The sequence below is a fragment of the Microbacterium sp. LWH3-1.2 genome (genome assembly GCF_040675855.1).
Lineage (GTDB): Bacteria > Actinomycetota > Actinomycetes > Actinomycetales > Microbacteriaceae > Microbacterium.
Map to the genome: position 1 here is coordinate 2,168,898 of NZ_JBEGIK010000001.1, position 14,575 is coordinate 2,183,472.

Consider the following 14,575-nt stretch of genomic DNA (forward strand, 5'->3'; position numbering starts at 1 on the left):
CGATCGATAACGTCAGGGAGACTCGAACGAAAGGCGAGAAATGACCGATCCGCAGAACCCGGCCGCACCCGAGCCGCCGCAGCAGCCCGCGTCGCAGCCCGCTGCGCCTCAGCCGTCCGCCGATGCGCCGGCCCCGTCCTCGGCCGCGCCCGCCGCCCCCACGCCGGACTACGGCGCTCCCGCTGCACCGGCCGCTCAGCCGGCGTACGCGGCCGCGCCACCGGCGTACTCCGCGGGCGCGCCCGCCTACAGCGCCGCACCGCCCGCGGCGTACGGTGCGCCGGCGGACGCACCGGTCCCGGGCAAGACGCTCGGCATCGTGGCGTTCATCCTCTCGTTCTTCGTGCAGCTGATCGCGTTGATCCTCGGCATCGTCGCGCTCGTGCAGAGCCGCAAGGCCGGCGTCAAGAACGGCTTCGCCCTCGCTGCCATCATCATCTCGGCGGTGCTGATGCTCCTCGGGATCATTCTGTTCTTCGCGATCGTCGTCCCGCTTCTGACCTTCTCATCGGAGGTGCTGCAAGCCTGCCAGGCGGTCGACTTCTCCGGCGTGGTCGATGTTCGTGGCCTGCCGGTCGACTGCTCGACCGTATCCAACTGACGCAGGCATCGACATCGAGGGGCGGGTCCGCAGCGCGGGCCCGCCCCTCGGCGTCGGGAGACGCGGCTCAGCCGAGGATGCGGCAGTGCGTCGTGAGCGCGCCGATGCCGTCGATCCCGACGGTGACGGTGGAACGGTCGCGCAGGAACACTTGTGGGTCCCGCGAGTAGCCGGCGCCGCCGGGGCTGCCTGTGGAGATGAGCGTTCCCGGCAGCAGCGTCGCCGACTTCGACAGATGCGAGATCAGCGTCGCGACGGACCGCACCATCTGGCCGGTGGTCGCATCCTGCAGCGTGGTGCCGTCGAGCACCGTCCAGATGTGGAGGTCCTGCGGGTCGGGGATCTCGTCCGCGGTGACCACGAACGGGCCCGTCGGCGTGAACCCGTCGAAGGACTTGCAGCGCGACCACTGCGCCTCGGAGTACTGGATGTCACGCGCGGTGATGTCGTTGACCACCGTGTATCCCCAGACGTGGTCGAGGGCGTCCTCGGGGGCCACGTCCTTCGCAGGGGTGCCGATGATGACGCCGAGCTCGGCCTCGTAGTCGACCGACTCGCTGAGCGATCGCGGCCAGATCGTCGTGTGGTGGTGACCGGAGAGCGAGTTCGGCCAGAGCACGAACACGGTCGGCGTCGAGTCCGTCGTCAGGCCGAGCTCGCTGGAGTGAGCCGCGTAGTTGAGCCCGACCGCGAGGATGACCGGGGGAGCGAGGACGGCAGACGCGAAACCCATTCCGTCCAGCGGATGCCGCGTCCCCTGCCCCGCGGCATCCCGCACGCGTGCGAGCAGGCCGTCGCCGCCCGCGATGAGCTCCTCGAGTACGCGGGGTGCTCCGTCGAACAACTCCTCGACGATCGCCACCTCGTCGCCCTCGACGAGTGCGAGTCTCGGCTCGCCCGACTCCGGTGGCACGACATGGGCGAAGCGCATGCCCCCAACCTAGCCGCCGGGCTGCGCGAGCGGGCCGTCCACAGCCCGCATGACGGGTGAGGGTTCTGCACCCATAGGCTGTGCGCATGACGCTCGACCCCGGTGCCTCCCGTCCCCGGCCCTCGCTCACGCCGCCCGAGTTCGCCTCCGCGCTCGCGCAGCCGCGCGTCGCCGCGCCCGCGGCGATAACGCCGCCCGCGACCTCGCCCGCCCCCGTGCAGCTCCCCGCCGCCGCCGCATCGCGCCGCGGACGCAGCGGGTCGATCTGGATCATCGGCGTCCTGGTGCTCGCTCTGATCGTGCTGGTGGCGTACTTCCTCAACGCGCTCGGCCCGGCGGCGTCGCTCATCGGGATGGTGCTCGCCGTCGTGCCGCTCGTGGGAGTGCTGCTCGCGGTGCGGATCGTCGATCGCTGGGAACCCGAGCCCCGCGGACTGCTCGTTCTCGCGATCGCGTGGGGGGCGATCGCCGCCGTCGCCATCACGCTCGGCGTCGACCTGCTGCTGTCGATGGTCTTCGGGCCGGCCACCGGGGCTCGCGAGGTGCTGCAGACCGTCGTTCAGGCCCCGGTCGTCGAGGAGTTCGCGAAGGGGCTCGGCGTCTTCCTCATCTTCGCGACGGCCCGGCGCGCGTTCGACGGCCCGGTCGACGGCATCGTCTACGGCGCACTCGTGGGCGCCGGATTCGCTTTCACCGAGAACATCCAGTACTTCGCCGTGAGCTTCATCGAGGGTGGCGCGGCCGAGACGACCACGACGTTCTTCCTGCGCGGCATCCTGTCGCCGTTCGCGCACGTCATGTTCACGAGCGTCACCGGCTTCGCTCTCGGTCTCGCCGCGCGGCGGGGTCTTTCGGCCGGGCAGGCGATCGGGCCCGGACTGCTCGGGCTCGCCGGTGCCATCGCGCTGCACGCGTTCTGGAACGGGTCGGCGATGTTCGGCGACTTCTTCTTCCTCTACCTGACGCTGCAGGTGCCGCTGTTCATCGGATTCATCCTCGGGATCGTCGCGCTCCGACGGGAGGAGTCGCGGCTCACCCGGCGCCGACTGGGCGAGTACGCCGCCGCCGGATGGTTCACGCCGCAGGAGGTCGAGATGCTCGCGACCTCCGCCGGACGCAAGGCCGCGCTCGCGTGGGCACGGACTCTGCGAGGAGACCGCACGACGCTCATGAAGACCTTCATCGCGGATGCTGCGGCCCTGGCAGCGACCCGTCAGCGGGCGATCACGGGGCGCGACCCGCAGGCCGCGGCGGAAGAGCGGGACCTGCTGGCGAAGACCGCGGCGACCCGTGCGGCGATGTTCGCGCCGTAGCCCCGAGCGGCGGTGCTACCCGCACATACCAAGACTCAGCGCTCGGTGCCGCGGCGATGCCTGCGTGTCAACCGAGCGCTGAGTTGGTCCTTCCCCAGCATGCAGGGAGGGCTGCGCGGGTGTCAAGAGAAGCCCGGCGGTTCCCCTGACGGCGAACTCGATCGGCGCGCCCGCGCTCCGGGTGGTTGGATGGACGCATGACTGACGACCGCACCAAGCCCGAGATCGACGCACCCGCCGGCCCGGCGCCGGCCGACCTGGTCGTCCGCGACATCGTCGTGGGCGAGGGCGCCGAGGCGAAGCCCGGCGACACCGTGACCGTCCACTACGTGGGCGTCGAGTACGAGTCCGGCGAGGAGTTCGACTCATCGTGGAACCGCGGCGAGAGCATCCAGTTCCCGCTCCGTGGCCTCATCCAGGGCTGGCAGGACGGCATTCCGGGCATGAAGGAGGGCGGTCGTCGCGAGCTCGTGATCCCGCCGCACCTCGCCTATGGCCCGGCCGGTGGCCACTTCCTCGGCGGCAAGACGCTGATCTTCGTCATCGACCTCATCAAGGTCGGCTGAGCGGGTCGAAGCCTGATCGCGACGCCTCGATCGTCCGGAGGGGACGGATGCTGCGGCATCCGTCCCCTCCGTCGTCCCCAGGGGTTCCCCAGTGATTTGCACTCACGGTAGTGGAACGGCCCGAGGCCGGCGGCGCAGCCGGTCCTGAGCGAGCAGGATGCCGAGGAACACGACGAGAGCGCCGATCGGCTCGTTCCACGTCACCGTCTCGCCGAGGATCGCGATGCCGAGGATCACCCCGACCACCGGAGTGATGTAGGTCACGGTCGAGGCGCGAGTCGGCCCCCACGCACGCACCGTGTTCTGGTTCCACACGTACGCGATGCCGGTGCCGAGACATCCGAGCAGCAGCAGGCTCACCACGATCGGAATGTCGAGGCGCACCGGCGTGAGCACGAGGAACGGCGTCAGCAGCGCCATCACGACGCCCGCCATCGCGATGTAGCCGAAGGTGAACGCCAGCGCCGACATCCCGGTGTTCGAGACGAAGCGCCGCATGTAGGCGAAGCTGAAGCCGTAGCTCGCGGTCGCGCCGAGGATGGCGAGCTCAGCGGCGAGGCTGCCGTCCAGGGCGATGCCCTGCCACGGAGCGATGATCACGACGACACCCAGGATGCCGACGCCGATCCCCAGGACCTGCAGCGCCTTCAGACGCTCGACGCGGAAGACGAGCCACGCCATGATCGCGGTCATGATCGGGGTGGTCGCGTTGAAGATGCTCGCGACGCCCGAGCTGACATGCTGCTGCGCCCACGAGAACAGCAGGAACGGGATGACGCAGAACGTGAGTCCCAGCACGGTGAGGTGCGCCCACGCCTTGAGGCTGCGGGTCAGGTGCTCGCGCCGCAGGAGAACGAGGGCGCCGAGCGTGAGGGCTCCGAGGAGGATGCGGGTCCACGCGACCTGCGCGGGCGAGATGCCGGTGAGCGAGACCTTCATGAAGAGGAAGCTCGCACCCCACACGATCCCCGCGAGCACGAACTGCACCGTGATCCAGCGCGGGGAGGGCTGCCCTTCTGCCCGCACGGCCGGGGGAGGAGTTCGAGTCGATGTCACGCAGGCCACGGTACGCTCGCCCGCCTACGGCGCAGCCCGGGACGGGATGCGACGTCCGAAATCCGCCGATGTGCGGCGGTCCCGCTACGGTTTCGCCGCAGCATCCGTTCGCTGGTAGACTCTTCAGGTTGCCGTTGGATCGGCCGCGGAGAAAGAGAGCTCGCACATCGGGTGACGGGCACCGCGCAACAAGCAGAGAGGGGATCACCTATGGCACTGGAAGCAGACGTCAAGAAGGCGATCATCGAAGAGTACGCGACGCACCCCGGTGACACCGGATCCCCCGAGGTGCAGGTCGCGATGCTGACGCAGCGCATCAAGGACCTCACCGAGCACCTCAAGGAGCACAAGCACGACCACCACTCGCGTCGTGGTCTGTTCCTGCTCGTCGGTCAGCGCCGCCGCCTGCTGGGCTACCTGCAGGACATCGACATCAACCGTTACCGCTCGCTCATCGAGCGCCTCGGTCTCCGTCGATAAGGCATCGGCCAGCGTTCAATCGCGCAAAACATTCTTGGAAGGCCTCCCCACGGTGTGGGGAGGCCTTCACCTTTCTCGGCGAGCGGATGCTGCGGTACCGGCGAAGCCGAGGGGCACATGCCATGTTTCGACGCTGGGCGGGCCACCGTTGCGGCGGCGACCCCCGTGCGGCCCCGCCGGGGTGGTGCATCCGGTCAGGCGGATGCTTCCGCCCGCGCCGCGACGAGATCCGCGTGGTGGATCTCGGCGACGTCGGGGTGCGCGCGAAGGCGCGACTTGAGCGCGTTCTCGCCGTACAGCGCATGGATCGGGTTGGACGGATCCTGCGTGACGCCGCGCGCCTGCGCCGCGAGCTCGTCGGGCAGCTCGATGAGCGGGAGGCGCTTGTCGAGGGCGGGGTTGAAGAAGAACGGCACCGAGATGCGGTCGTCGGGGTAGCGCGGCGAGATGACGCGATGCTTCGTCGCGATGAGGTAGCCCTGCGTCGCGTACTCGAGCAGCTCGCCGATGTTGACGACGAAGGCGCCCGGCACCGGCGGGGCGTCCACCCACCGACCTTCGCGCTCGACCTGCAGTCCTCCCTTTCCGGGCTCGACCCACAGCAGCGTCAGCACGCCGGAGTCCTTGTGGGCGCCGACGCCCTGCTGCGGCGTCGGGTCCTCCTTGCCGGGGTAGCGGACGATCTTGACGAGCGTCGAGGGCTCGCCGAAGTGCTCGTCGAAGTAGTTCTCGGCGGCGCCGAGCGATAGTGCCCACGCGCGCAGCAGCTTGCGCGCGACACCCGACAGATGGTCATGCCATTCCGAGACGACCTCCCGGAGCTCCGGCTGGGCCTCAGGCCACAGGTTCGGGCCGATGAGCCGCGCGAAGTCGGGGGCGTCGGCGTCGGCGATCGCCTCGCGCTCGGGGCCGATGTCGATCTGCTCGCGCCAGTCGACCCTGCCCTGCGTGCGCTCGCCGCCGATGCGCGTGTAGCCGCGGAAATGCGGGCTGTTGATGTTCTCGATCGCGAGCTTGTCGGCCTCGGGCAGGGCGAAGAAGTCGCGCGCGACCTGGTGCAGACGCGCCTCGAGCTCGGGGGACACCCCCGTGCCCGTCAGGTAGAAGAATCCGACATCGTGGGTCGCGGCGCGCAGGTCGTCGCGGAACTGCGCGGCGGCCTCCGGGCCAGCGTCGAGCCGGGAGAGGTCGAGGATCGGCAGGTTGAGGTCGGTCATGCTGCGAGAGTAGGCGGCTGCCGCAGCATCCGCCCGATTGTTGCGCACGGTTAAGCCGGGGCCGCGGGAGTGTCCGCGGCCCCGGCTGCGAGTCGCCTCAGGCGCGGGCGAAGAACGCCCGGATGTCGCCGACGACCAGCTCCGGCACTTCGAGCGCGGCATAGTGGCCGCCGCGCTCGAAGCGGCTCCAGTGCACGATGTTCGTGTTGTCGCGCTCGGCGAACACCTTGATCGTCTGGAAGTCGTCCTTGAACACCGCGACGCCGGTGCGGGCATCGCTCACGCGCGGCTCGCCATCCGCCCGTGCGTTGTCGCGGTACGCGCGGCTCATGCCGGCCGAGGCGTTGGCGAACCACGCGACGCTCACCTCGGTGAGGATCGCGTCCAGCGGCACCAGGCTCGTGCCGTTGCCGAACGAGTTGAAGAGCTCGGCGTAGGCGAGGTGCCCGACGGGGGAGTCCGACAGTGCGGCGGCGATCGTCTGCGGGCGGGCCGCGTTCATCGTGTTGTATGCGCCGACCGACTGGAACCACTGCATGTGCTCGAGCCCGGCGTAGTCCTGCGGCGTGAGGCTCTCGAACTCGGCCGGGTCGCCCGAGGGGAACGAGAAGAGCTGCAGCACGTGCAGCCCGAGGAAGCCCTCGGGGTCGAGGAGCCCGAGTTCCCGGGCGACCATCGCGCCGTTGTCGCTGCCGTGGATGCCGTACGAGTCGTACCCCAGGCGCCGCATGAGGGTGTCGTACGCTGCGGCGACGCGGGCGGTGGTCCAGCCGCTGTCGGCGACAGGCTGGCTGAAGCCGAAGCCCGGTGCGTCGGGCACGACCACATCGAATGCGTCCTCGGCACGCCCGCCGTGCGCGACGGGATCGACGAGGGGCCCGATCATGTCGAGATAGTCGACGAACGAGCCCGGATACGTGTGGGCGAGAAGCAGCGGCGTCGCCCCCTCGTGCGGCGAGCGGACGTGCACGAAATGAATCGTCTGCCCCTCGATGTCGGTGGTGAAGTGCGGGAACTCGTTCATGCGGGCCTCCGCTGCGCGCCAGTCGAAGCCGTCGCGCCAGCGCGCGATCGCATCCGCGAGGTAGGCGTTGGGTGTGCCCGACTCCCAGCTGTCGGCGGGCGCCGGCTGGGGGAGGCGCGTGCGGGCGAGGCGCACGGCGAGATCGTCGAGAGCGGACTGCTCGATGTCGATGCGGAAGGGACGGATGCCGGGGGCTGCGGTGGTTGCGGTGTTCATGTCTTCGACGCTACGGTCGAAACAGGCACATTATCTTCCTGATATTCGAATGCTTCCGGATCGAGGTGCGATGGCCGACACCTCGGCGCGAATGCTGGCGCTCCTGGCGCTGCTGCAGAGCCGGCCGCGCTGGCCGGGGCCGGAGCTGGCGGTTCGCCTCGACGTCTCCGTGCGGACGATTCGCAACGACATCGAGCGCCTCCGCGCACTCGGCTACCCGGTGGAGGCCGAGCGCGGGCGTGCGGGCTCCTACCGCCTGGCGGCCGGAGGCAAGTTGCCACCGCTGCTGCTCGACGATGACGAGGCCGTCGCGGTCGCGATCGGACTGCGCGTGACGCGCGGCGTGGCCGGGGTCGACGAGGCGGGGGCGCGCGCGCTCGCGAAGCTGCTGCAGGTGCTGCCGGAGCGCCTGCGCCCGACCGTCGACGCCGTCGCCGCGACGGTCGACGCTGGTCCCGAGAACGTCGGCACGGATGCGCCGGATCCCGAGGTCGATCCGCGGGTGCTGAGCGCCGTGGCCCAAGCCGTGCATGCGGGCGAATGGCTCCGCTTCGACGATCGCGGTGCGCCGCGGCGCGTAGAGCCGTACCGGCTGCTCAGCTGGCAGCGCCGATGGTACCTCGTCGCCCGGGACCCCGACACCGGGGAATGGGAGACGTTCCGTCTCGACTGGATCCGGCCGCGCATGGCCACCAGGCGCCGCTTCGAGCCGGTGCCCGTCCCCGGAGGCGACTTCACCTCCTTCGCGCTGCGGTCGATCGCCGCGGGGGGCTGGAGCGTGCACGCGCGTCTGCGCATCGCGGCTCCCGCGGAGGACGTGATCGCCCGCATCAACCCGACGGTCGGGGTGGTGGAGGCGGTCGACCGCACGACATCCGTGCTCGTCACCGGAGCCGACAGCCTGGAGACGATCGCGGCTTACATCGGCATGCTGGGCATGGACTTCACTGTCGACTCGCCGGCCGAGCTCGTGCCTCATCTGCTCCGTCTGTCCGAACGCTATGCGCGAGCGGCAGGCTAGCGCTCGCGATCGCCGACCCGGGCGTCATCGAATGGACAACCCGATATCACGTCGGGTACCGTCGAAGGTAAGGCTCACCTTACGTTTCATACCCCGCGCACGGGATCCGAGGAGTGCCGAGGTGCAACGGAGCGCCGAGTCGTCCGCACCATCTTGGGAATCCCGTTGCTCGCCACCTTCCTCATCGGCCTGCGTGAAGGCCTCGAAGCCGCGCTCGTCGTCGGCATCCTGATCGCGTACGTCACCCGCCTCGACCGCCGCGATGTGCTGCCGCGACTCTGGGCGGGGATCGGTCTGGCCATCGCGCTCGCCGTCGCCATCGGCGCGGCGCTCACGTTCGGCGCGTACACCTTGACCTTCGAGGGGCAGGAGATCCTCGGCGGCACGCTGTCGCTGGTCACCGTCGCCATGGTGACGTGGATGATCTTCTGGATGCAGCGCACCGCGCGCACCCTCAAGCGGTCCCTCGAAAGCGGGCTCGACCGTGCGCTGGCGGTGGGGGGCCTGTGGGCTCTCGTGGCCATCGGGTTCGTCTCGGTCGCCCGCGAGGGCGTGGAGACGACGCTCCTGCTGTGGTCGATGGTGCAGTCCTTCGGGGACGCGCCGGCGGCACTCGCCGGAGCGCTGCTCGGACTCGCGGCGGCCGTCGTGCTCGGGTGGCTGCTCGCGCGCGGGATGCTGCGCCTCGACCTGCGCCGCTTCTTCACCTGGACCGGCGCCTTCCTCATCATCGTCGCCGCGGGCGTGCTCGCGTACGCGATCCACGACCTCCAGGAGGCCGGCGTCCTGCCCGGCCCTTTCACCGCCGCCGCTCCCGTCGACCCGGCCACCGGCGCCGTGCTGGTCGGCTGGGCCGCCTTCCCCTTCGGCTGGGCGTTCGATGTCACGGCCGCCATCCCGCCCGGTTCCATCCTGGCGACGGTGCTGCAGGCGACCATCGGCTTCATGCCGCAGATGTCGTGGCTCCAGGTCCTGGCCTGGGTCCTCTACGCCGCGATCGTCGGTGCGGTGTGGACGCGCGGTCAGTTCGCGCCACGAAGACCCGCGGTCGCACCAGCCGTGCAGGAAGCGGCATCCGTCCGCTCCTCATCGACGGTCCAGCCCGCTTCCGTCCGGGCCGCGGGCGCATCTGTTCTTCCCGAATCCTCTCCCGTCCCGTCCCCGCAAGGAGAAGCATGACCTCCCGTCGTCTCATCTCGGCCCTCGCCGTCGCCGGCGTCGGCGGACTCGTCCTGTCCGGCTGCGTCGCCAAGAGCGACGTCGCGGCCTCGGACGCCCTGACCGTGTCGTCGACGGCCGCCGGCTGCGACGTCTCGGGCGCCTCAGCGACCAGCGGCACGCTGACGTTCGACGTCAGCAACGACGGTGAGGACGTCACCGAGTTCTACCTGCTCGCTGACGACGGCCTGCGGATCGTCGGCGAGGTCGAGAACATCGCGCCCGGAGCGTCGCGCACCCTCACGGTGGTTGCGCAGCCGGGCGACTACTACACCCTGTGCAAGCCGGGCATGATCGGTGACGGAGTCGGCCGCGCCGCCTTCACCGTGTCGGGCGAGGCCGTCGAACTCTCCGGCGAGGACGCCGAGCAGAAGCAGCATGCCGTGGACCTCTACGCCGCGTTCGTCAAGGACCAGGTCGGACAGCTCGCGCCCGCCGTGTCGGAGTTCGTCGGCTCGTACGAGTCGGGCGACGACGAGGCCGCGCGCATGCAGTTCCCCGCGGTGCGCGCCTACTACGAGCGCATCGAGCCGGTCGCCGAGGCGCTGGGCGACCTCGATCCGCGCATCGACTACCGCGAGGTGGACGCCGTCGCCGAGGAGCTGGACTGGACCGGCTTCCACCGCATCGAGAAGGACCTCTGGGTGCCGGCGGCCGACGCGCTCAACGCCGACGGTGAGACGCCCGCGTGGCAGGACTGGGCTCCTTCGACGACCGAGGAGCGCGCAGCGTTCGGCGATCAGCTCATCGCCGACGTCCAGGAGCTGTACGACTACGTGCACTCGGACGACTTCCAGGCATCGCTGGACGCGCAGGGCATCGCCGGCATCTCCAACGGCGCGATCGCGCTCCTCGACGAGGTCGCCACCGGCAAGATCCAGGGCGAGGAGGACTGGTGGTCGGGCACCGACCTTTCGGACTTCGCCGCCAACGTCGAGGGCTCGAAGATGGCATTCTCGCTGGTGCGCGACTTCGCCGTGTCGCAGGGTGCCGACGGCGAGGCCCTCGCGGCCGAGATCGACGGCGGATATGCCGACCTCGAGGGCGCGCTCGCGCAGTACGGCTCGCTCTCGGCGGGCTTCGTGGCGTACAGCCAGCTCAGCGATGACGACAAGCGCGAGCTCACCGACCTGATCAACGCCCTCGCCGAGCCGCTCGCTCAGCTCACGAATACGGTCCTGGCCTGACGTGGCCGCTCCGTCGGACTCTTCGAATGCCGTGAACGGCACTCTCTCCGCGTCGGCGGAGGCGGTGCCGCCCGCGTCCTCCGGCCTGTCTCGCCGCGGGGTGCTCGGGCTCGCCCTGGGTGCGGGCGCTGCCGGCCTGGCGATCGGCGCCGGTGCCGGTTCGACGGCCGGTGCGGCGGTCGGCCGTGCGCGCGAGCAGGACGCCGCGGCATCCGTCTACGACTTCTACGGTCCCCATCAGGCCGGCATCACGACGCCCGTCCAGGACCACATGCATTTCGCATCGTTCGACATGATGGCCCGCACCGACCGCGACGATCTCATCGCGCTGCTGCAGGACTGGTCGTACGCTGCGGCGCGCATGACGAAGGGACTCGACGTCAGCGCGACCGGGGCGGTCGGCGGATCTCCGGAGGCGCCGCCGGACGACACCGGGGAGGCACTCGGCCTTGCGGCGAGCGGGCTCACGCTCACCTTCGGCTTCGGTCCGACACTCTTTCTGAACGACGAGGGCGACCGCTACGGCCTCGCCGCGCAGCGCCCGGCTCAGCTCGAGAAGCTGCCGCCCTTCCTCGGCGACGACCTCGACCCGGCGTTGTCGGGCGGCGATCTGTGCATTCAGGCGTGCGCCGACGACCCGCAGGTGGCCGTGCACGCGATCCGCAACCTCAGCCGCATCGCGTTCGGGCGCGCGCGGCTGCGCTGGTCGCAGCTGGGATTCGGGCGCACTTCCCGCACCACGGCCTCGCAGGCGACCCCGCGCAACCTGTTCGGGTTCAAGGACGGCACTGCGAACATCCTCGCCACCGACGACGGGGCGCTTGACGGCCACGTCTGGGTCGCGGCATCCGACGAGCCGGCGTGGATGGCGGGCGGCTCGTATCTCGTGGCGCGCAAGATCGCCATGCTCATCGAGACGTGGGATCGTGTGCGCCTCTCGGAGCAGGAGTCGATCATCGGCCGGTCCAAGGGCGCCGGCTCACCGCTCTCGGGCGGTGACGAGTTCACCGAGCCCGACTTCGCGGCGAGGGGTGCCGACGGCCAGCCGGCGATATCGCTCACCAGCCACGTGCGCCTCGCGCACCCGGAGCTCAACGACGGCACGCGGATCCTCCGCCGCGGATACAACTTCGTCGACGGCAACAACGCGCTCGGCCGCCTCGACGCCGGGCTGTTCTTCCTGTCGTTCCAGCGTTCACCCGACCAGTTCGTCCGGCTGCAGCGATCGCTCTCGACCGACACCATGAACGAGTACATCCGCCACGTCGGGTCCGGCCTGTGGGCGGTCCCGGGTGGCGTGCAACCGGGCTCGTACGTGGGAGCAGCCCTCTTGGCGTGACCGGAGGTCGACGCCGCGCACCCGTTGCATCCGCGCGGTTCGTCCGGTGTGCTGGACGAATGACGCGTCCTCCACGCAGCGTGCTCGTGACCGGCTGTTCCACCGGCATCGGCCGCCAGACGGCGTCCGTCCTCGCCCTGCGCGGCTGGCGTGTCTACGCGACGGCGCGGCGCCTCGACGCGGTCGCGGATCTCGAGCGGCACGGATGCCGCCTCCTCGAGCTCGACGTCACCGACGAGGCCTCGCGCGCCGCCGCCGTCGACGCGGTCGTCGCGGCCGAGGGCGCGATCGGGGCGCTGGTCAACAATGCGGGCATCAGCGAGCTCGGGGCGACGGCGGCCATGCCGGTGGCGCACGTCGAGCGGATGTTCGCGACCAACGTGTTCGGCATGCTGAGCCTCACGCAGCTCGTCGTCCCCGGCATGCGCGGCCGCGGCGCCGGGCGCATCGTGAACATCGGCTCGATGAACGGCCGCTGGATCATGCCCGGCATGGGCTCGTACGCCGCCACCAAGCACGCGCTCGAGGCGTTCAGCGATGCCCTCCGCTACGAACTCAGGCCGTTCGGCATACAGATGTCGCTCATCGCGCCGGGCATGGTGACGACGGGTTTCGGCCACACCGCTGCACGGCGCAGCGAGGACGCCATCGACGACCCGCAGTGGGCGGACTTCACCGCCCGCGTGGCCGAGCTGACATTGACCTGGGATGCGGGACCGCGCGCCCGCCTCGCGTGTTCGCCCCGCGATGTCGCGCAGCGCGTCGTGCGCGCGGTCGAGTCGCCGCGGCCGCGCGCCCGGTACCGGGTCGCGCCGTCGGCGACGATGATGCTGGCGCTTCGCCGTGCCCTCCCGGAGCGGGCGTTCGAGCGCGTGCTGCGCACGCAGTTCCCCTCGCCGCGACCCTGAGACCGGACGGCCCTGCACGACCTCCTGATGTCCACGGGTTCCGGATCGGGTCAGCCGTTCTGGCGCGGATCGGGCCGGGGCATCCGCGGTCGTTCTCGCGGCCGCCGCGATCCGGTCGGGTCGTTGCGCCGCCCCTCGCGGCGCGCGAGGGTGGGATCGGCGAACAGCCACGTCGGCCGCGGTTCGACCAGCGGGCGGAGGATGCGGCGCACAGGCTTCGTCGCCAGTCCCAGCGCGATGAGCACCGACCCGACGGTCACGAGCGGCAGCCAGAGCCACGTCGGCTCGGCGTTGCGCAGCAGGCCGTTCTCGCGGAACGGGTACAGCACGAAGGAGTGCAGCAGGTAGACGTACATCGTGTACTGGCCGAAGTGCGTCCACCAGTGGGTCTCGCGCGGCACGAGCGCGAAGAACGCGGTCGACAGCACGACGGCGACGACCATCAGCGCGAGGCGCACGCCCCCCGCCCACCACTGCGTGCCGCCGATCGAGGCATAGTTCTCGTCGTAGAACAGCCACTCGCGGAGGTTCATCGCGCGCCAGTCGTCGACGAAGAACCACGCCGCCCAGCCGGCGACGGCGAAGAGCCCGAGGCCGCCGGCGAGCACCCACCAGGGCCGGCGGTCGAGCAGCCGAAGACGGGCGACGATATCGTGCTCGTGCAGCCACCAGCCGAGGGTGAAGAACGGCAGCAGGCCGAGGGTGCGCGACAACGAGAACGTCGAGCCGATGTTGGGCAGGTAGCCGGCGCTGATCGAGATCACGACCGTCCACAGCAGCGGCCAGCGCAGCAGCGCCAGGTAGGGGAGCACGAGCCGGAAGATGCCGAGCGCGAGCAGGAACCAGAGGGTCCACGAGGGCTGAGTGATGTTCGGGTTCGCCTGTCCTTCGACCAGCCACTTGGTCAGGGTCCACAGTCCCTCGAACACGATGTACGGCACCAGGATGTCGGTGATCACGCGTGCCATCTGTGTCTTGGTCGGGGCATCCGACTTCGAGAAGTAGCCCGAGATGATCGCGAACGCCGGCATGTGGAATGCGTAGATCACCAGGTACAGCCCCAGCGCGATGTCGGAGTCGTACGTCAGACGCTGCACGGCGTGGCCGAGCACGACGAACACGATGCACGCGAAGCGCGCGTTGTCCCAGAACGGCGTGCGCCGCCGCGGACGGGCGATGGAACCCGTCGGGGTGGGGGTGGTCGCCGTGGGCGGAACGCTGCTGCCGGTCATCGTCACCTCTCGCCGGGGCGCAGACCAGACTAGCCGCGTGCGCCCCGCCGCGCTGTCGGTTGACACCGAGTCCCACGCTGCCTGAGTCTGAGTGCGAGCGTGCCGACCGGGAGGCTGTGCCCGAACCGGCCGATCCGGCATAGCGCGGGCCGCTCGGCATGGTCGCAGCGGCGGCCCGTGCACGCGTTCGACGCAGACCGGGGGGGCACATCGACTACGCGCCGCGTCAGGACGAGCTCGACGGCCGTCCCCGGCGGTAGTCTCTC

General features: G+C 70.3%; 14 protein-coding genes. 9 read left to right on the forward strand and 5 right to left on the reverse strand.

Features of this window, described 5'->3' with window-relative positions:
* The first annotated feature begins 40 nt into the window (after positions 1 to 40).
* Positions 41 to 601, forward strand: coding sequence for a DUF4190 domain-containing protein (locus MRBLWH3_RS09955; RefSeq protein ID WP_363431206.1), 561 nt, complete (start codon positions 41 to 43; stop codon positions 599 to 601).
* 67 nt (positions 602 to 668) lie between these two features.
* Here MRBLWH3_RS09955 and MRBLWH3_RS09960 read toward each other — a convergent pair whose 3' ends face one another.
* On the reverse strand, positions 669 to 1,532 hold the full coding sequence (locus tag MRBLWH3_RS09960) for a fumarylacetoacetate hydrolase family protein (RefSeq protein ID WP_363431209.1): 864 nt from the start codon (positions 1,530 to 1,532) through the stop codon (positions 669 to 671).
* Between the two features lie 86 nt (positions 1,533 to 1,618).
* Between MRBLWH3_RS09960 and MRBLWH3_RS09965 the strand changes: the two genes are divergently transcribed.
* Together MRBLWH3_RS09965 and MRBLWH3_RS09970 are read left to right on the forward strand one after the other, a co-directional pair.
* A complete protein-coding gene (locus MRBLWH3_RS09965) occupies positions 1,619 to 2,845 on the forward strand; it encodes a PrsW family intramembrane metalloprotease (RefSeq protein ID WP_363431212.1) in 1,227 nt (408 codons plus the stop codon).
* Positions 2,846 to 3,042: 197 nt separating this feature from the next.
* Positions 3,043 to 3,411, forward strand: coding sequence for an FKBP-type peptidyl-prolyl cis-trans isomerase (locus MRBLWH3_RS09970; RefSeq protein ID WP_159845091.1), 369 nt, complete (start codon positions 3,043 to 3,045; stop codon positions 3,409 to 3,411).
* 102 nt (positions 3,412 to 3,513) lie between these two features.
* Here MRBLWH3_RS09970 and MRBLWH3_RS09975 read toward each other — a convergent pair whose 3' ends face one another.
* Positions 3,514 to 4,467 (reverse strand): DMT family transporter, encoded by a 954-nt coding sequence (locus tag MRBLWH3_RS09975; RefSeq protein ID WP_414685348.1) that lies wholly within the window; start codon positions 4,465 to 4,467, stop codon positions 3,514 to 3,516.
* 210 nt (positions 4,468 to 4,677) lie between these two features.
* On the opposite strand from MRBLWH3_RS09975, the gene rpsO reads away from it, so the two are divergent.
* Positions 4,678 to 4,947 (forward strand): 30S ribosomal protein S15, encoded by a 270-nt coding sequence (gene rpsO / locus MRBLWH3_RS09980; RefSeq protein WP_005048780.1) that lies wholly within the window; start codon positions 4,678 to 4,680, stop codon positions 4,945 to 4,947.
* 194 nt (positions 4,948 to 5,141) lie between these two features.
* Here rpsO and MRBLWH3_RS09985 read toward each other — a convergent pair whose 3' ends face one another.
* A complete protein-coding gene (locus tag MRBLWH3_RS09985; protein WP_363431216.1) occupies positions 5,142 to 6,164 on the reverse strand; it encodes an isopenicillin N synthase family dioxygenase in 1,023 nt (340 codons plus the stop codon).
* Positions 6,165 to 6,261: 97 nt separating this feature from the next.
* The gene (locus tag MRBLWH3_RS09990) at positions 6,262 to 7,404 is read right to left on the reverse strand and encodes an epoxide hydrolase family protein (RefSeq protein WP_363431219.1); all 1,143 of its coding nucleotides are present in this window, start codon (positions 7,402 to 7,404) and stop codon (positions 6,262 to 6,264) included.
* Positions 7,405 to 7,474: 70 nt separating this feature from the next.
* On the opposite strand from MRBLWH3_RS09990, the gene MRBLWH3_RS09995 reads away from it, so the two are divergent.
* The 5 genes from MRBLWH3_RS09995 to MRBLWH3_RS10015 all read left to right on the forward strand — a co-directional run bounded on the left by MRBLWH3_RS09995 (position 7,475) and on the right by MRBLWH3_RS10015 (position 13,077).
* The gene (locus MRBLWH3_RS09995) at positions 7,475 to 8,425 is read left to right on the forward strand and encodes a helix-turn-helix transcriptional regulator (RefSeq protein WP_363431222.1); all 951 of its coding nucleotides are present in this window, start codon (positions 7,475 to 7,477) and stop codon (positions 8,423 to 8,425) included.
* A gap of 165 nt (positions 8,426 to 8,590) precedes the next feature.
* The gene (gene efeU / locus MRBLWH3_RS10000) at positions 8,591 to 9,604 is read left to right on the forward strand and encodes an iron uptake transporter permease EfeU (RefSeq protein ID WP_363431225.1); all 1,014 of its coding nucleotides are present in this window, start codon (positions 8,591 to 8,593) and stop codon (positions 9,602 to 9,604) included.
* On the forward strand, positions 9,601 to 10,830 hold the full coding sequence (efeO, locus tag MRBLWH3_RS10005) for an iron uptake system protein EfeO (RefSeq protein ID WP_363431227.1): 1,230 nt from the start codon (positions 9,601 to 9,603) through the stop codon (positions 10,828 to 10,830). Before efeU ends, efeO begins: the two co-directional genes overlap by 4 nt.
* A gap of 31 nt (positions 10,831 to 10,861) precedes the next feature.
* On the forward strand, positions 10,862 to 12,169 hold the full coding sequence (efeB, locus tag MRBLWH3_RS10010) for an iron uptake transporter deferrochelatase/peroxidase subunit (RefSeq protein ID WP_363431230.1): 1,308 nt from the start codon (positions 10,862 to 10,864) through the stop codon (positions 12,167 to 12,169).
* A 59-nt stretch (positions 12,170 to 12,228) separates the two neighbouring features.
* Positions 12,229 to 13,077, forward strand: a complete 849-nt coding sequence (locus MRBLWH3_RS10015; RefSeq protein WP_363431233.1) for an SDR family oxidoreductase — start codon at positions 12,229 to 12,231, stop codon at positions 13,075 to 13,077.
* Positions 13,078 to 13,127: 50 nt separating this feature from the next.
* Here MRBLWH3_RS10015 and MRBLWH3_RS10020 read toward each other — a convergent pair whose 3' ends face one another.
* Positions 13,128 to 14,309 carry an acyltransferase family protein gene (locus MRBLWH3_RS10020; RefSeq protein WP_363431236.1) on the reverse strand — a complete coding sequence of 394 codons (1,182 nt, stop codon included), beginning with the start codon at positions 14,307 to 14,309 and terminating at the stop codon, positions 13,128 to 13,130.
* Positions 14,310 to 14,575 lie beyond the last annotated feature (266 nt).